The organism is Nonomuraea sp. NPDC050404, from assembly GCF_040655495.1.
GTDB lineage: Bacteria > Actinomycetota > Actinomycetes > Streptosporangiales > Streptosporangiaceae > Nonomuraea.
In genome coordinates this window covers 1,170,740-1,187,460 of record NZ_JBFAKB010000001.1, presented here as the reverse complement: position 1 = coordinate 1,187,460, position 16,721 = coordinate 1,170,740, and the positions used below count along the sequence as shown (strand labels likewise).

Genomic DNA, 16,721 nt, shown 5'->3' with positions numbered 1-16,721 from the left:
CGGATCTGCGCGTGGAGGCGTACGGGCTGGTCGCGGAGGTGTTGTGCCGGCGCGCCACCGCCGTGACCACCGCGACCGACGGTGACCGGCGGCACGGGGGCGGCGCCCGCGGCCGGGGCATGGAATGCTGGTGTCGGGTACGTGGTTGACACCGATGCAGAGCCAGCGACAACGAGCAAGGAGCCACTTGTGGCGACCATCGAAGTAACAGAGAAGAACTTCAACGACATCGCCGACAAGGGGATCGTGCTGCTCGACTTCTGGGCCGAGTGGTGCCCGCCGTGCAAGAAGTTCGGGCCGATCTTCGAGCAGGCGTCGGACAAGCACGCGGACATCACCTTCGGCAAGATCGACACCGATGCCGAGCAGGGCCTCGCGCAGGGGTTCGACATCACCTCGATCCCCACGTTGATGGCCATCCGCGACGGCATCGTGGTCTTCGCCCAGGCCGGCGCCATTCCCCCGCCCGCCCTTGAGGATCTGATCCGGCAGGTCAAGGAGCTCGACATGGACGCCATCAGGGCCGAGCTCAGCGAGGAGCTGAAGAAGGCCCAGCAGAACTGACACCCGCGACCTGCCCCGCCTCGTACGGCGGGGCTTTCGCGTTCACGGGGTGCATCAGAGCTTGCGGGCGACGCCGACGTAGCCGAAGGTGACGTTCCCGCCGAGGGTGTCGCCGTCCTCGGGGCGCCAACCGGCCGGGTGCGTCAGCCCGGGTTCGGCCAGTTCGTACCCGTCGAAGAAACGCAGGATCTCCTCGCGGGTACGCAGGTTCAGCGACGCCCTGGCCCGCTTGTAGATCTCCAGCGCCTGCGGGGTGGTGTCGGGCGTGGTGTCCACGGCGTGGCTGATCACCAGGTGGCTGCCCGGCACGCTCCGCTCACGCAGCCTGTCCACCAGGTCGTAGGCGGTCTCGTCGGGCAGGAAGTGCAGGATGGTCAGCATCAGGAACGCCACCGGCCGGTCGAAGTCCACCAGGTCCTTCAGCTTGTCCAGCAGCACGTCCGGCTCGCGCACGTCGGCCTGGAGGAAGTCGACGTTCTCCCGCCTGGCCAGCAGCGCCCTGCCGTGCACGCAGACGACGGCGTCGTTGTCCACGTAGACCACGCGCGCCTCAGGGGCGCTCTCGTGCGTGTTGCCCTGGGTCGGCAGGCCGGCGCCGAGGTCCACGATCTGCTCGACACCCTGGTCGGCCAGGTATCGTACGGCGCGGCGCAGGAAGGCCCGGTTCGCGCGGGCGCCCTCCTTGGTCTGGGGGAACGTCTTGAGGATCTGCTCCGCCGCCGCACGGTCGGCCGCGAAGTTGTCCTTGCCGTCGAGGAAGTAGTCGTACATGCGCGCGGCGTTGGGGACGTTCGGGTCGACCCCCTCCGGAGCACTATCCACGTTTTCTCCAGATTTATGGCTCTTTTCCGGCGATCATAGCCCCATAACCTGCACAGTCACCCGACGATTCGCCCGGACCGGATGAGACGTAAATCACTCGGGAACGCGCCGTGTCGGCGCCATCGCACCGCGCACAACAAAGCGCGGACCGGAGACGTCTCCGGCCCGCGCCCGTGTTCGAATGCGGCTTGAGTGCGGCTCGGTCAGCCGCGGTACAGCTCGGCCACCCTGAAAGCCAGGTCCAGCGACTGGCCGCGGTTGAGCCGGGGGTCGCACGCCGTCTCGTAGCGCGTCCCGAGGTCCATCTCGCCGATCTCGTGCCCGCCGCCCACGCACTCCGTCACGTCGTCGCCGGTGAACTCGATGTGGATGCCGCCGGGGTGCGTGCCCAGCGACTTGTGCACCTCGAAGAAGCCCGCCACCTCGTCCAGCACGTCATCGACGCGCCGCGTCTTGTGCCCGCTGGGCGCCTCGAAGGTGTTGCCGTGCATCGGGTCGCAGATCCACGCCACCCGCGCCCCTGTCGCGGTGACCTCCTTGACCAGCGCGGGCAGGTGCTCGCGGATCTTGGAGGCGCCCATCCGGGTGATGAACGTGAGCCGGCCGGGCTCGTTGGCCGGGTTGAGCTTGTCGATCAGCGCCAGCGCCTCCTCGGGCGTGGTCGTCGGGCCGAGCTTGACGCCGATCGGGTTGCGGATCCTGGCGAAGAAGTCGACGTGCGCCCCGTCGAGCTGGCGGGTGCGCTCGCCGATCCAGACCATGTGCGCCGACACGTCGTACGGCAGCCCCGTACGCGAGTCGATGCGGGTGAGCGCCCGGTCGTAGTCGAGGATCAGCGCCTCGTGCGAGGAGTAGAACTCGACCGTGTGGAACTCCTCGGGATCGGCCCCGCAGGCCCGCATGAACGCGAGCGCCTGGTCGATCTCCCTGGCCAGCTGCTCATAGCGGCGCCCCGCGGGCGACTCGGCCACGAAGTCCTGGTTCCACGCGTGCACCTGCCGCAGGTCGGCGTAGCCGCCCTTGGTGAACGCGCGCGCCAGGTTGAGCGTCACCGCCGAGGAGTGGTACGCCTTGAGCAGCCGCCACGGATCGGGCTTGCGCGCCTCGGGGGTGAAGTCGAACCCGTTGACCATGTCGCCCCGGTAGGCCGGCAACTCCACGCCGCCGCGCACCTCGGTGTTCTTGGAGCGGGGCTTGGCGAACTGCCCGGCCACCCGGCCGATCTTCACCACCGGCACCCGGCCCGCGTAGGTCAGCACGATGGCCATCTGCAGCAACGTCTTCAGCTTCTGCCGCACGTTGTCGGCCGTGGCGCCGGAGAAGGTCTCGGCGCAGTCACCGCCCTGCAGGACGAACGCCTCACCGCGGGCGACTGCGGCCAGCTGATCCTTGAGCTGATCGCATTCGCCGGCGAAGACCAATGGGGGCAGGCTGCCGAGCTCGGAGACAACCTTGTCGAGCTCGCCGCGGTCCGGCCAGTCGGGCTGCTGCGCCGCGGGGAGGGCGCGCCAGGAATCGAGGTCCACCAGATTGCTGCTCACGAGATACGAGGGTATGCCACTCGCTCGGCACCACCGACCCCTCCGTCCACGTTGTGAGAATGCGGTTATCCGCCTGCGAACCCAGAGGCGGTCAAAGTTCCTTGACCATCACGTGCTCGGGTCGTATCCCTTGGCCGATGAAGCGCGGGGCCACCCGGTTGAGCAGCGGGATCTTCGTCAGGTCGCGCGGCAGCCTCGACGGGTCCAGGCCCCCCGTCAGCGCGGGGTTGATCACCCGGTTCTGCACCAGTCGTTGCGCCGCCTGGGTGAGCCTGGTCGGCAGCATGCGCCTGCGCTGCACCCGGTGCAGCGCCGACTCGGGGATCGGCGCGCCCGAGCCGAGCATGCCCGCCAGCAGGTTGGCGGCGGCCACCGCGTCCTGCACGGCCAGGTTGATGCCCACGCCGAACACCGGCGACATGGCGTGCGCCGCGTCTCCGATGCACAGGAACCCGGGCCGGTGCCAGCGGCGCAGCCGGTTGAGCGCGACCGTGAGCACGCTGACGTCGTCGTAGCCCTCGATCTGCCCGACCCGGTCGGCCAGCCACGGCAGCAGGTCGCCCACCGGGCCGCGCAGGGCGTCGATGCCCTGCTCGGTCAACCGGGCGTAGCCGCCCTTGACGATCAGGTAGGCGAGTTGCCAGTAGCTCTCGCGGTTGATCGCCACCATCATGTGCCCGGGGGAGATCCGCAGGAACGTGTCGTCGCGGTCGCTCCGGTGCCGGGGGAGCCGGAACCACACCACGTCCATCGGCGCGCCGAGGTTCTCGGGCACCAGCCCCGCCCGCTCGCGCAGCACCGAGTGCCGGCCGTCGGCGGCCACCGTCAGGTCCGCCCTGATCTCGTGCTCGCCCGACTCGTCGCGGTACCGCAGCCCGCGCACGGCCCCGCCCTCGCGGATCAGGTCGTACGCCTCGGCGTTCATCAGCAGCCGGAACCCGGGGTAGCGTTCGGCGGCCGTCGTGATGAGCTTGAGGAAGTCCCACTGCGGGACGAACGCGATGTACCGGTACGCGCTCGGCAGCCGGCGCAGGCTCGCGATCTTGATGTCGCCGCGGTCGGAGACGAGATTGAGGTCGTACGCCTTCCGGTGCGGCAGTTTCAGGAACTCCTGTGCGAGTCCGAGCTCGTCGAGCACCTGCAGGGTCGAGGGGTGGATCGTGTCACCCCTGAAGTCCCGCAGGAAGTCGCCGTGCTTCTCCAGCAGCGTCACTTCGACGCCCGATCTGGCCAGGAGGAGGGCCAGCATGGCCCCGGCGGGTCCACCGCCCGCTATTACGCATCCCATAATTCATCACCCGATGAGATTGTGTCCTATGTCATGCGAAATGAGCAAGCCTCATAGCCATCCGGCGTGCCCGACCGGCCGAAGTACATGCGTGAGCCGCCTCTCACAACAGGGAGTGGATGATGAACGACGAACTCCACACCCTCTCTGGCGCCTACGCCGTGCACGCACTGCCGTACGCCGAGTGGGTGCAGTTCGAGCGGCACCTGCACGCGTGCGCAGGATGCGCGGCCGAAGTGCGCCGTTTGCGGGAAACGGCCGCGAGGCTGGCGGAGGCGGTGGCCGAGCCGCCGCCCGCCCGGCTGCGCGCCCGCCTCCTCGACGCCGCGCACCGGTCGCGGGGGTTCGAGGATGAGCCGCAACAGGTCCGCGACGACAGCCCAACCATCTGGCGGGCCCCCGGAGCATTCGGTACGCCCGGTGCCCCCGGTGTTCCCGGGGCATCCGGGATGCCGGGGGTGCCTCCGCGCGCGCCACTGCCGCCGGACGCCGGAATGCCCGGGAACGGGCCCCAGGCCCTTCCGCCGGACGCCCCGACGCTCGGGATCGGACCCCAGACCATCGGGATCGGGCCCCAGGCCCGGGGGATGGGACGCGGTGACGACGACCCACCGACCCTGAACCTGCCGCCCGAGCAGGGGGAGCCCGTCTACTGGAGGGCGGGCCAGCTCCCCGTGACGCCGGAGGGCACGGCGGGGCAACTCCCCGGCGCACCGGAGGGCACCGCTGGCCCCCGCACAACGGAAGGCATGGCGGGGCCCAGTGCCGAGGGCACGGCGGGTCCCGGTGCACCGGAGGGCACTGCGGGCACTGGCAAGTCGGCGGGCCGGGCGGGGCGGTTCCCCGGCGGGCCGGACAACATGGCGGGGCAAGTTGCCGGCACGCCCGGTGGCGGGCGGGTGGTGCCGTTGCGGCGGCGGCGTACCAGGCTGATGGCCGCGCTGACCGCCGTGTCCGTGGCGGCCGCCGTCGCGCTCGGCGTGGTCGCCTTCGACGCCCGCCGCGACCTGGGCGACATGAACACCAGGGACGAGGTGCTGACGTCGGTGCTGGCCGCGCCCGACGCCGAGGCCATGCGCCAGCCCATCACCACCGGCGGCAGCGGCATGCTGGTGATCTCGCGCACGCAGGGACGCATGCTCTTCGCCACCTCGGGCCTGCCCGAGCTGCCCACGACGAAGGGCTACGAGGTGTGGCTGATGGGGCCGAAGGGGCCGCGCTCGGGCGGCATGCTGCACAGGCGCAAGGACGGCAAGAGCCCGCCCATGGTGCTGACGCCGCAGGACGGAGACCAGCACGTGGCCCTCACGGTCGAGCCCGCGAGCGGCTCGAAGAAGCCCACCACGGGACCCATCATGCTGGCCCAGCTGCCCGGCACATGATCGACTCGGGTGATCCATCTGGGTGATCCATCCGGGTGATCCATCGGGGTGGACGGGAGGGCCGGGCGGGCCGATAGTGCGATCATGCGTACCTTCGCGGCCCTGACACTCGCCGCCGCCATGTTATGCGCGTCCCCCGCAGCCCCGGCGTCAGCCGCCCCCACAGCCCTCGCCGCCCCCGCAGCGGCCCCGGCAGCCCTCGCGGAACCCGCCGAGGTCCCGGCAGCCCTCGCGGAACCCGCCGAGGTCCCGGCAGCCCTCGCCGCCGAACCCGTGGCGGCGGCGGCCGAACCGGGTGCCGCCACGGTCGTGCCCGTGCAGGTCACCGGCGCCCCCGTCAAGAGGTTCAACCTGATCATCCTGGGTGACGGCTACACCGAGGCCGAGCAGGACAAGTTCCGGGCCGACGCCGACCGCCACCTCAACGTGATGTGGTCGATCGAGCCGTTCAAGTCCTACCGCAACTACCTCAACGTCTACCGCGTGGACATCGTCTCGGGCGAGTCCGGCATCAGCTGCGACCCCGGCCTGGACTCGCCCCGCCGTACGACGCCGCTGAGCATGGGCTTCTGGGGCCGCTGCAACCCGGCCAGCGTGCAGCGCCTGATCACCATGGACAACGCCGCCGCCACCCGCTACGCCGACCTGGTCACCGGCACCTCATCGGCCAACCGGCAGATCCTCGCGCTGGGCAACAGCGCCACGTACGGCGGCGCGGGCGGCTCGTACGCCACAGCCTCTGGCAGCAACAGCATGTCCGCCCTGATCAGCCCGCACGAGCTGGGCCACTCCCTGGGCGGCCTGCAGGACGAGTACGACTACTACCAGCGCGGCGTCCCCGGCGGCGCGTACACCGGCGCGGAGCCCTCCAGCGCCCACCACACGCTGCTGACCGAGCAGCAGATGCGCGACCAGCGGCGCAAGTGGTGGCGCTGGCTGGGCGAGCCCAGCGAGTCGGGCGGCCCGATCGGCCGCTACGAGGGCGGCCTGTACTTCACCACGGGCGTGTGGCGGCCCAGCGCGCACTCCATGATGAAGACCCTCGGCTACTACTTCGACCAGGTCAGCCGCGAGGTCATGGTGCAGCGCATCACCGCCAAGACCATGGTGATCCAGGACTCCACGCCGACGGCCGCGCCCGTGGGCGCCGACCGGGTGTTGTGGGTGGAGCCCATGCGCCCCGTCAGCCACTCCCTGACAACCACCTGGAACGTGGACGGCCGCGACCTGCCGGGCGACCGCGACGCCCTCGACCTGCGCATCCTCGGCCTGGCACCGGGCACCCACACGGTGACCGCCACTGTCTCCGACCCGACCGGGTTCGTCAGGGACCCGGCCGTCAGGTCGGCCATCACCAGGACCCGCACCTGGACGGTGGACACCACCCTCACCACCCCGCCGGACGGCGTCGAGCCCGCCTTCGTCTCCTCCACGCCCACCGACCGGCCGCTCGGCCGCCACGACGTCGTCCACGTCGAGACCACTCATCCGGCCGCGACCGTTCCCGAGGTCACCTGGACGCTGAACGGCACCCGCCACACGGGCACCGACCTGGACCTGGGCGCGCTGGAGCTGAAGCGGGGCACGCACACGCTCACCGCGAGCCTCGGCGGGCGCACCCTGACCTGGACGATCGACGCCACGGGCCCCGGCACCGCGTACGAGCTGTCGGAACCGCTGGCCAGGTCCGGCGAGACCTACGTCTACAACGGCCCCTTCTCCATGCGGCTCACCGGCGACGACGACCGCGACGGCTATGTGGTCTCGGAGTCGCGGGTGGACGGCGACGGCTGGTTCAACTACTTCGGCTGGCCCACCTCGCCGGACCTGCCCTGGACGTTCTCCGAGCAGGGCACGGTGATCGACTCCCTCGTGTACGGCAGGCTGCCGCGCGGCCGGCACACCATCGAGTACCGCTCGATCGACGCCGCGGGCAATTACGGCGCGGCCAGGAGCTTCACCGTCACGACCATCGCCCCGCCCCCCGCCTGCACCAGGACCGTCACCGGCACCCACCGCGGCCCGCTCACCGTCTCCACCGGCGTCACCTGTCTTGACGACGCCCAGGTCACGGGCGCGGTCGTGGTCAGGCCGGGCGCGTCGCTGGTGGTCAACGGCGGCCGGATCACCGGCGCGCTCACCGCGGCGGGGCCCGCCGAGGTGCACCTGCTCGGCGCCCGCGTCACCGGCGCCCTCGCCGTGAGCGGCGCGGGCAACCTGACCATCGTAGGAGCAGATCTGCGCGGCGCCGCGCTGCTGAGCGGCAACACGACGCCGATCCTGTCGGGCAGCACGATCAGGGGCGCGCTCGCCTGCCCCGGCAACACCCCCGCCGACCTCGGCGTGCCGAACACGGTCAAGGGCGGCAGCCGGTGCGGCGACCTAGCCGACGGGCCCCGCGGCGGCGCCTACGAGGCGGTCGAGCACCTCGGTGAGTGAGGAGGTCGCGGCGTTGCGGACCCTGGCGTAGGCGTCCGGCGGATACTGCCGGGGTCCGTTCTCGATCAGCAGGATCAGATAGATGTAGGCGTGATAGAGGTCGAGCCTGGTGAACGCCGCCGGGGTCAGCTCCAGCGGCGTCACCTCGCGATAGCCCGCCAGCAGCGGGTCGTCCTCCTTCAGCGCCCCGAAGAGGGTCGGCGTGGCGAACTCGGCCAGCGGGTCGCCCCAGAAGGCCCGCTCGTGGTCGATGATCGCCTCGATCCGCGGCGTCCCGCGCAGGTCGAGGAAGACGTTGCCCGGCCACACGTCGAAGTGCACCAGCCGCGGCGTCGTCACCTCCGCCAGGACGGGCGCCGCGGCCTCGAACGCCGCCATGATCTCGGCGGGCGGGCGGGGCAGCGGCGTCGGGTAACGCTCGGTGTCGCCCAGCAGCGCCGCCACCATCGCCAGGAACGCCTCACGCCACGTGGCGCCGGTGATCCCCGCGTGCGGGTAGCCGAACACCTCGCCGGTCACCGAGTTGAACCTGGCCAGATGGCCGCCCAGCTCCCTGCGCAGCTCGTCGCCGCACTCGGGCTTCACGTCGTTCCATGACACCCCGTCGAGCGCGGCCAGCAGCAGGTAGTCGCCGCCCAGCACCGGGTCGTCGAACCCGGCGCGCAGCAGCTTGGCCACGGGCACGCCCGCCCCGGCCGCCAGCTCGATCGCGGCGGCCTCCATGCGCAGCAGGTTGCGCTCGTAGCTGAGCTGCTCCAGGTCGGGCGGGGGAGACAGCTTGAGCACCGCCTCGCGCCCGTCGTCCAGCTTCAGCCGCCAGACGGCGTTGGCGTAACCGTCGGTCAGCTCGGTGACCGCGGTGAGGCCCGTGCCCGCCGCCCGGCGTACCAGCGCGTCCAGCTCGGCATCCGATAAACGGCGCTTGGTCCTGCTGTCCACGGAACCTCTTTCAGGCCGTCTCTCTGCGTACCAGATGAGTGTCGAGGATGACGACGGGCTGGCGCAGCTCCTCGCCGTTGATCCGGGCCACCAGCAACTGGGCCATCTGCCTGCCCATCGACTCGGTCGGCTGGTGGACGGTGGTCAGCGGCGGGTCGGCGTGCAGCGCCGCCTTGGAGTCGTCGAACCCGATCACCGCCACCTCGCCGGGGATCGACCGCCCCGCGGCCTTGAGCACGCGCATCGCGCCCAGGGCCATCGGGTCGGACGCGGCGAAGACCGCGTCGAGGTCGGGGTGCGCCCGCAGCAGCTCGGTCATCGCCGCCGCGCCGCTGTGCTCGGAGAAGTCGCCGTAGGCCACCAGCTCCGGCAGGCCGGAGGTCAGCAGCGCGTCGCGGTAGCCCGAGAGCCGGTCGACGCCCACGCCCATGTCCTGGGACCCCGCGATCGTGGCGATCGCGGTACGGCCCAGGCCCAGCAGGTGCTTGACCGCCTGCCGGGCCCCGGCCCTGTTGTCCATGTCCACGTAGCTGTAGGGGTCGAGGCCGACGGGCCGGCCGCCCAGCACGGTCGGCACGCCCATCGCCTCCAGCCTGCCGGGCAGCGGGTCGGCGCCGTGCAGCGAGAGCAGCAGCACGCCGTCCACGTGCTGGCCCGTCAGGTAGTGCTCCAGGCGTGCGTGCTCCTCCGGGGTACGCGCCATGGCCAGGATGAGCTGCAGCCCCGTCTCGGCCAGCGCCGAGCCGATGCCGCGGATGGTGCCCGCGAAGTACGGCTCGTCGAAGACCCGGAACTGGGACTCGGAGACCACCAGCGCCACCGTGTCCGTGCGGCGCGTGACCAGGGCCCGCGCCGCACGGTTGGGCACGTAGCCCAGCTCGCGAATGGCCAGCTCAACGGCCTCGCGGGCCTTGGCGCTGACATTGGGCGAGCCGTTGATGACTCTCGACACCGTGCCCCGGCCCACCCCGGCCCGAGCAGCAACTGCCTCAAGAGTCGGTCGGTTCATGGCGCCTATTCTGCCGGATGATCTCCGCGTACCAGAGCGCGCTGTCCTTGAGCGTTCGCTCCTGCGTTTCGAAGTCCACCCGAACCAGGCCGAACCGCTTGCCGTAACCCCAGGCCCACTCGAAGTTGTCCATCAGCGACCAGGCGAAATAGCCCTCCAGGGGCACGCCCGCGTCGATGGCGTCCTTGCAGGCGCCCAGGTGCGCCTCCACGTAGGCCGTCCGCTCCCGGTCGTGGATGCGGCCGTCGTTGAGCACGTCCTCGAAGGCCGCGCCGTTCTCGGAGACCACCATCGGGATCGGCGGGTACTCCCGCGCCACCCGGGTGAGGATCTCCGTCAGGCCGCCCTCGTCGATCTCCCAGCCCATCGCGGTGACCGGCCGGCCGGCGTTGACGAACGAGACGTGCTCGCTGCCCACCCACGGGGAACCCGAGTCCGTGGGGGCCGCCGCCGCCGACTGCGCGCCGCCCGGTGCTCCCGAGACCGTGAAGCGGCTGTAGTAGTTGACGAGCAGCACGTCGATCGGCGCGCCGATGGTCTTCATGTCGCCCGGTTCGATGAAGCCGAGGTCGAAGGGCAGGTCGGCGAGCACGTCCTCCGGGTAGCGGCCCAGCAGCATGGCGTCCAGGAAGAACCTGTTCTGCAGGCCGTCGATGCGCCGGGCCGCGTCCAGGTCGCGCTCGCTGTCGGTGTGCGGCGTGATCGCGTACAGGTTGACGCAGCCGCCGACCCGCTGGGCGTCCATCGCCTGCACCGACAGGCCGTGCGCCAGGTTGAGGTGATGCGCGCCCCTGATCGCGTTCTCCGGCTCGCGCCTGCCCGGGGCGTGCTCGCCCGAGGCGTAGCCGAGGAACGCGGCGCACCACGGCTCGTTGACCGTGCTGAAGGTGTGGACGTGGTCCTTCAGCGCCTCGTGCACGGCCGCCGCGTACTCCGCGAAGCGGTAGGCCGTGTCGCGGTTGGGCCAGCCGCCCTTGTCCTCCAGCGCCTGGGGCAGGTCCCAGTGGTAGAGGGTCAGCCAGGGGTCGATGGCGTGCTGGCGCAACTCGTCGGTGAGCCGCTTGTAGAAGTCCAGGCCCTTGTGGTTGATCTGGCCGGAACCGGCCGGCTGGACGCGGGGCCAGGAGACGGAGAACCGGTAGGCCGACAGGCCCAGGTCCGCCATGATGGCGACGTCGTCCCGGTAGCGGTGGTAGTGGTCGATGGCCACGTCCGCGTTGTGCCCGTTGAGCACCCGGCCCGGCTTCTTGACGAAGGTGTCCCAGATCGACGGGCCTCGTCCGTCCTCCTCGACGGCACCCTCGATCTGGTACGCCGACGTAGCGGATCCCCACGTGAACCCCGTGGGGAAGCGCAGCCCGGCACGCGTCTGTTCTTCTTGTGTCGTCACGCCTTGACCGCACCTTCCATGAGTCCGCCGACGATCTGGCGGCCGAATGCGACGAAAACCACGATGAGCGGGATGATGGACAACGCCGTGCCGGCGAAGATCAACGAGTACTCCGTGGAGAACCGGGCGTTGAGCGAGTTGATCGCGATCTGCACGGTCGGGTTCTGGTTGGCCACGATCAGCGGCCACATGTAGTCGTTCCACATGAGCATGAAGGTGTTGATGCCGAGCACCGCCATGCCCGGCCGCACCGCGGGCAGCACGACGTTCCACCAGATGCGCAGCGTCGCGGCGCCGTCCACCCGGGCGGCCTCGATCAGCTCCATCGGCACGGACTGCCGCGTGTACTGCGTCATGAGGAACACGCCGAACCCGTTGAGCAGGTACGGCAGGATGATCGCCTTGAGGGTGTTGGTCCACTCCAGGCTCACCATGAGCCGGTAGAGCGGCACCACGCCCATCTGCTGCAGCGGCACCGCCATCGTCAGCAGCACGAGCAGCAGCAGCGCGTTGCGGCCCTTGAAGTTCAGGTTCGCGAACGCGAAGCCGGCCAGCGTCGAGATGAAGATGACCGAGATGGTGACGACGCTCGCCACGATGAACGAGTTCGTCAGGCCCTGCACGAACTGGGCCTCCGGGTGGGTGAGCACCGCGATGATGTTGTCGCCCAGGTTCCCGCCCGGCAGGAGCGCCGGCGGCACCTTGACCGCGTCGGCGTTCGTACGGGATGCGATGACCAGCATCCAGTACAGCGGGAAGACCGACAGCAGGATGGCCAGCCCCAGCATCACCCTGGTCAGGACGGTCGGTTTCCAGATGTTCACTTCGTGCCCCCGATCCTGCGCACGAACAGGAAGTTGATCGCCGCTCCGATGAGGATGAGCAGGAACAGCAGCCACGCGGCCGCGGAGGCGTAGCCGTAGTCGAACTCGCGGAAGGCCTCCTTGTAGACGAACATGGCCACCGTCTGGAACTGGCCCTGTGAGCCGCCGTCGGGGTTGCCGTTGTAGAACGTCATCGGCTCGGCGAACAGCGTCAGGCCGCCGATCGTGGAGTTCAGCACCACGAAGATCATGGTCGGGCGCAACATCGGCAGCGTGATCTGCCAGAACTGCCTGCGCCGCGACGCGCCGTCGATCGAGGCGGCCTCGTACAGGTCGCGCGGGATCGTCTGCATGCCGGCCAGGAAGATGATCGCGTTGTAGCCGGTCCAGCGCCAGTCGACCATCATGGCGATCGCGATCCACGACGGGACGCGCTCGGCCCGCCAGTTCGTGGACTCGACGCCGAACAGGCCGAGGACGTAGTTGACCAGGCCCCAGTCGCGGGCGAACAGCTGCGTGAACACCACCGCGACCGCGACCACCGACGTGACGAGCGGCAGCAGCACGCTCATCCGCAGCGCCAGGCGGAACCTCAGGCGCTTGTTCAGCGCGTTGGCCAGGAACAGGGCCAGGAACATCTGGGGGACGGTGGCGATGACGAACATGCCCACCGTGTTCACCGTCGCGCGCCAGAAGTCGTCGTCGGTCAGCAGCGAGGTGAAGTTGCCCAGCCCGGCCCACTCGACGGTCCCGGTCAGGTCGTAGTCGTAGAGCGAGTAGTAGAGCGTGAACGCCAGCGGGAAGAGCCCGAAGGCGGCGAAAAGGATGAAATACGGAGACACCAGGACGTACGGCATCGCCTTGACGTCCAGCCGGGAACGCCATCGGCGGCCGGGCGGGCGAGCGCGGCGGTGGTTGTTCCGCGCCGCCCGTGGAAGGGTGTCGAGACTCATGTCAGACCTTTCGGCGGCAATATGCCCGGCCCGCTGGGCGGGCCGGGCGGGAGGATCAGCCCGCGGCCTTGACCGCGTCGTCGACCAGCTGCTGCCAGGCCTTGTCGTACGGGACGGAGCCGTCGTCCATGCCCTGGATGACCGACTCGATGGCGTTCTTGACCTGGGCGTGCTTCACGCCGAGGAAGACCGGCTGGAGGCTGGAGGCGGACTTGGCGAAGATGTCACCGATGGGGGCGTTGTTGAAGAACTCGTTCTTCGCGCCCTGCACCGCCGGGTCCTGCTGGGACTTGGTGTTGCTCGGCATGTTGCCGAAGTCGGTGAAGATGCTCGCCTGGGCCTGCGCCTGCGTCAGGTAGTCGGCGACCATGGCCGCTTCCTTCGGGTGCTTGGACTGCTTGGGCACCGCCAGCCAGGAGCCGCCCCAGTTGCCGCCCCCGCCGGGCACCGAGGCCACATCCCACTGGCCCTTGGCGTCGTCGCCGGCGTTGCCGCTGACCACGCCGAGCATCCAGGACGGGCAGCCGACCGTGGCGAACGCGCCCTTCTGGGTGCCCGTCGCCCACTCGTCGGTGAAGTTGCGCAGCTTGGCGGTCAGGCCCTGCTGGCTCATCTTCTGCGCGAAGTCGTAGGCCGTCTTCACCGCCGGGTTCTTGTCGACGATGAGGTTGTTGTCCTTGTCGAAGTAGGTGACGTTGCCGTTCTTGGCCGCCTCCTGGTACAGGACCACCTGGTAGAGCGTGTTCGTGCCGTCGGCGAACTTGGTGTCCTTCACCTTGGCCTGGAACTTCTTGGCGACGTTCATGAACTCGTCCCACGTCGGCCACAGGGCGCCGACCTCTTCGCGGTCGGTCGGCAGGCCGGCCTTCTTGAACAGGTCCGTGCGGTAGCACAGGCTCATGCCGCCGATGTCGGTGCCCAGGGCGAACAGCTTGCCGTCGGCGCCGACGCCGTTCTCCCACTTCCACGCGGGGAAATCGGCCTTGCGCGACTCCAGGCCGTACTCCTTCAGGTCGGCCCACCACTCGCTGCGCGCCTTGGCCAGGCCCATGCCGCCCTCGTCGATGCCGACCACGTCGCCCGCACCGCTGCCCGAGGTCAGCCACTGGATCATCTGGGGCCAGTACTGCTGCTCGAACTGGTCGGTGAGGTTCTCGTGCTTGATCTGGATGTCCTTGTGCTCGGCGTTCCACTTGTCGACGGCGTTCTTGTAGCCGAAGTTGCTGCCGCCGCCGAAGGTCTGCACGCGGATCGTGACCGGCCCGGCCGCCGCGGAGGAGGCGGGAGCGCTGGACTCCGTGCCGGTGCCGCCGGAGCCACAGGACGCCACGGCCAGCGCCGCGGCGGCCAGGGCCGAGGCCGCGGCAAGACCGCGGCGCTTGCTGATCATCATGGGGGACCCCTTCTCGGGTGAATGTTGGGGAGAACCGCGGCACGCGCTCCGCCGCGGTGGGAGTCTTTGGGAGCGCTCCCACAAAGGGTGCACTTATGGGTCCGGGACGTCAATGCCGCGAAACTTAACCGTTACCAATGGGGCGGTTTATCACTCAGAAACAGGATTTATCGTCATAAAGCTCCCAAAGAGCTGATTGGGAGCGCTCCCACCTCAAGAGGCACCTTTTGTGCCACATCACCCGCACCGGGGCCTCTTTCCCCCGGTCACGCGGGCTGTTTCCGCGCTCCTCACCGGCGACGGCGTGCCGTCACGGCCAGCGCGACCGCGGTCATCGCGGTCAGCAGCCCCCACGCCGGTACGAAACTGTGCGTGAGGTCCTTGAGCAGGCCGAGCACGGTCGGCACCAGGACGATGGCGATCTGGGTGACGGCCATGGCCAGGCCGAGCGCGAACCCCGTCCTGCCCGGGGGCGCGGATTCGGCCACGTAGGCGACCCATGGGCCGTACCAGCCGATCCCGAAGAAGCCGAGCCAGACCAGCAGGAGGCACGCCGCCAGTGGCGAACGGCCCGCGGGGGTCATCAGCGCCGCCATCGCCACGGTCACGGCGGCCAGGCAGATCAGGACGGAGGTGTAGCGTCCCGAGCGGACACGATCGCTCCAGGCCGCCAGGAAGACGCGCCCGGCCACGCCCGCCGCCTGCGCCGCCACCAGGACGAGCGCCGCCTGCTCCGCCCGTACTGAGGCGGCCTCGTGCAGGTGCAGGACGGCCAGGACGCCGATGCCGCTGTGCACCGAGACCAGGCTCGTCCCCGACACCAGACTCCGCACCATGGACGGCTCCCGCAACATCCGCAACCGCTCCCTGAACGGGCTGGGCGGGGCCGGTGCGGCCGGAGGGGGTGGTGGGGCCGCCGGTGGGATCAGTGTCGCGATGGGTGGGCGGCGATAGAGGCCCATGAAGGCGATCGCTCCCAGCAGCGCCACGAGCCCGCCGGCCACGAGCGTGGCCCGCCATCCGGCGGCACCGGCGAGGAGGGGCAGCGCGGCCGCGGCGACCACACCGCCCAGCGGTACACCGGCCTGCCGCACACCCATGGCCAACCCGCGCTGGGACGTCTCGAACCACGACGCCACCGACTTGCTCCCCCCGGGCTGCACGGTGCTGTAACCCGCGCCGACCAGCAGCAGGACCAGGAGCAGACCGGCATACCCGGGCACCGCGCTGCCCGCGAGCAGGCTCACGGCGACGATCCCGGCGCCCACCCCGACGACCCAGCGCTCGTTGTAGCGGTCCAGCAACTCCCCGGCCACCAGCAGCCCGATCAGCGGGATGAGCTGGGACGCCGAGAGCAGCAGGCCCAGCTGGGTCGTGCTCAGGCCGAGGTCCCTCTCCAGATGCACGCTCATCGCGCCGATGCCCTGCACGAAGAAGCCCGAGGCGGCCTGAGTGAAGGTGGCCACGCCGAGCACGACCCAGCGGTAGCGCCCCGCCGGACGGGTGGCGCCGGCGAGCCCGTCGCGGTCGATCGCCCGGGACCGGGAGAGGTTCGTCATGGACGGCTGGTGCTGTGGGCCGTTGGTCACGGGCGCGGACCGTACGCCGGGGGATGGTGTGCCATGCGAACCAGCCTGATGTAATGGTCTTATGCATCTCAACCCTTACGGCGAGGATGCCGTCAACCTCGCGGCGGCCCTGGCCAACCGCCGCCCGGCGACCGCCGGGGAACTCGCGGAGCGTTGCCAGGACGCCGGGCTGGTGCTGGAGAGCCCGGTCACACCACAGGACCTGGACCGCACCCTGGCCGTCCTGGACGCGTGGGAGCAGGTCGTCGACGCCGCCGACGAGCAGGCGCGTGCCGAACTGGTCAACCGCATGCTGGCCGCCTCCGCCGCCCACCCCCGCCTGACCGACCACGCCGGCAGCGGCTGGCACCTGCACTACCGCGACGACCACCGGCCGCTCGGCTCCGTCCTGTCCTCGCTCATCTCGGTGGGCACCGCGCTGCACCTGGTCGGACGGGGCATGCACCGCCTGAGGCGCTGCGCCGTGCACGGCTGCTCGACCATCTTCGCCGACACCTCCCGCACCGGCCGCCAACGCTACTGCTCCCACCGCTGCGCCAACCTCGACGCGGTACGCCGCCACCGCGCCAGAGCCGCCCGGTCGTGAGC

General features: G+C 70.2%; 14 protein-coding genes. 4 read left to right on the top strand and 10 right to left on the bottom strand.

The features are described from left to right. Window positions 1-189 precede the first annotated feature (189 nt). Window positions 190-564 (top strand): thioredoxin family protein, encoded by a 375-nt coding sequence (locus AB0I81_RS05190; protein WP_360650121.1) that lies wholly within the window; start codon window positions 190-192, stop codon window positions 562-564. 54 nt (window positions 565-618) lie between these two features. Here the strand turns inward: AB0I81_RS05190 and AB0I81_RS05185 are convergent, their stop codons facing one another. From AB0I81_RS05185 to AB0I81_RS05175, 3 genes are all read right to left on the bottom strand, one after another. Continuing rightward, complete coding sequence (locus AB0I81_RS05185; protein ID WP_360650118.1) at window positions 619-1,386, bottom strand: SAM-dependent methyltransferase; 768 nt, start codon at window positions 1,384-1,386, stop codon at window positions 619-621. A 203-nt stretch (window positions 1,387-1,589) separates the two neighbouring features. Continuing rightward, window positions 1,590-2,927: a class II 3-deoxy-7-phosphoheptulonate synthase gene (locus AB0I81_RS05180; RefSeq protein ID WP_360650116.1), complete on the bottom strand. Its 1,338-nt coding sequence runs from the start codon at window positions 2,925-2,927 to the stop codon at window positions 1,590-1,592. Between the two features lie 91 nt (window positions 2,928-3,018). Further along, on the bottom strand, window positions 3,019-4,215 hold the full coding sequence (locus AB0I81_RS05175) for an FAD-dependent oxidoreductase (protein WP_360650113.1): 1,197 nt from the start codon (window positions 4,213-4,215) through the stop codon (window positions 3,019-3,021). 122 nt (window positions 4,216-4,337) lie between these two features. Here AB0I81_RS05175 and AB0I81_RS05170 point away from each other — a divergent pair, with 122 nt between their 5' ends. Continuing rightward, window positions 4,338-5,597 carry an anti-sigma factor gene (locus AB0I81_RS05170; protein ID WP_360650110.1) on the top strand — a complete coding sequence of 420 codons (1,260 nt, stop codon included), beginning with the start codon at window positions 4,338-4,340 and terminating at the stop codon, window positions 5,595-5,597. 84 nt (window positions 5,598-5,681) lie between these two features. Then, window positions 5,682-8,036: a M64 family metallopeptidase gene (locus AB0I81_RS05165; RefSeq protein ID WP_360650107.1), complete on the top strand. Its 2,355-nt coding sequence runs from the start codon at window positions 5,682-5,684 to the stop codon at window positions 8,034-8,036. On the opposite strand, the gene AB0I81_RS05160 is transcribed toward AB0I81_RS05165, so the two are convergent. From AB0I81_RS05160 to AB0I81_RS05130, 7 genes are all read right to left on the bottom strand, one after another. Further along, complete coding sequence (locus tag AB0I81_RS05160; protein ID WP_360650104.1) at window positions 7,980-8,975, bottom strand: aminoglycoside phosphotransferase family protein; 996 nt, start codon at window positions 8,973-8,975, stop codon at window positions 7,980-7,982. The genes AB0I81_RS05165 and AB0I81_RS05160 overlap by 57 nt on opposite strands. 10 nt (window positions 8,976-8,985) lie before the next feature. Further along, a complete protein-coding gene (locus AB0I81_RS05155; protein ID WP_360650101.1) occupies window positions 8,986-9,984 on the bottom strand; it encodes a LacI family DNA-binding transcriptional regulator in 999 nt (332 codons plus the stop codon). Then, window positions 9,965-11,374 carry a GH1 family beta-glucosidase gene (locus AB0I81_RS05150; protein ID WP_360650098.1) on the bottom strand — a complete coding sequence of 470 codons (1,410 nt, stop codon included), beginning with the start codon at window positions 11,372-11,374 and terminating at the stop codon, window positions 9,965-9,967. Before AB0I81_RS05150 ends, AB0I81_RS05155 begins: the two co-directional genes overlap by 20 nt. After that, entirely contained in the window at window positions 11,371-12,198 is an 828-nt protein-coding gene (locus AB0I81_RS05145; RefSeq protein ID WP_360650095.1) for a carbohydrate ABC transporter permease, read from the bottom strand. Before AB0I81_RS05145 ends, AB0I81_RS05150 begins: the two co-directional genes overlap by 4 nt. Continuing rightward, window positions 12,195-13,151, bottom strand: coding sequence for a sugar ABC transporter permease (locus tag AB0I81_RS05140; RefSeq protein ID WP_360650093.1), 957 nt, complete (start codon window positions 13,149-13,151; stop codon window positions 12,195-12,197). Before AB0I81_RS05140 ends, AB0I81_RS05145 begins: the two co-directional genes overlap by 4 nt. 55 nt (window positions 13,152-13,206) lie before the next feature. Next, window positions 13,207-14,544, bottom strand: a complete 1,338-nt coding sequence (locus tag AB0I81_RS05135; protein ID WP_360650090.1) for an extracellular solute-binding protein — start codon at window positions 14,542-14,544, stop codon at window positions 13,207-13,209. Between the two features lie 290 nt (window positions 14,545-14,834). Continuing rightward, complete coding sequence (locus AB0I81_RS05130; protein ID WP_360650087.1) at window positions 14,835-16,133, bottom strand: MFS transporter; 1,299 nt, start codon at window positions 16,131-16,133, stop codon at window positions 14,835-14,837. 61 nt (window positions 16,134-16,194) lie between these two features. Here AB0I81_RS05130 and AB0I81_RS05125 point away from each other — a divergent pair, with 61 nt between their 5' ends. Further along, window positions 16,195-16,719: a CGNR zinc finger domain-containing protein gene (locus tag AB0I81_RS05125; RefSeq protein ID WP_360650084.1), complete on the top strand. Its 525-nt coding sequence runs from the start codon at window positions 16,195-16,197 to the stop codon at window positions 16,717-16,719. Window positions 16,720-16,721: the final 2 nt, after the last annotated feature.

What these genes read in the sequence shown, in the direction of transcription:
- AB0I81_RS05175 (WP_360650113.1), bottom strand. Translation starts at nt 4,215, where the DNA reads ATGGGATGCGTAATAGCGGGCGGTGGACCCGCCGGGGCCATGCTGGCC.
- AB0I81_RS05135 (WP_360650090.1), bottom strand. Translation starts at nt 14,544, where the DNA reads ATGATGATCAGCAAGCGCCGCGGTCTTGCCGCGGCCTCGGCCCTGGCC.
- AB0I81_RS05140 (WP_360650093.1), bottom strand. Translation starts at nt 13,151, where the DNA reads ATGAGTCTCGACACCCTTCCACGGGCGGCGCGGAACAACCACCGCCGC.
- AB0I81_RS05155 (WP_360650101.1), bottom strand. Translation starts at nt 9,984, where the DNA reads ATGAACCGACCGACTCTTGAGGCAGTTGCTGCTCGGGCCGGGGTGGGC.
- AB0I81_RS05125 (WP_360650084.1), top strand. Translation starts at nt 16,195, where the DNA reads ATGCATCTCAACCCTTACGGCGAGGATGCCGTCAACCTCGCGGCGGCC.
- AB0I81_RS05165 (WP_360650107.1), top strand. Translation starts at nt 5,682, where the DNA reads ATGCGTACCTTCGCGGCCCTGACACTCGCCGCCGCCATGTTATGCGCG.
- AB0I81_RS05170 (WP_360650110.1), top strand. Translation starts at nt 4,338, where the DNA reads ATGAACGACGAACTCCACACCCTCTCTGGCGCCTACGCCGTGCACGCA.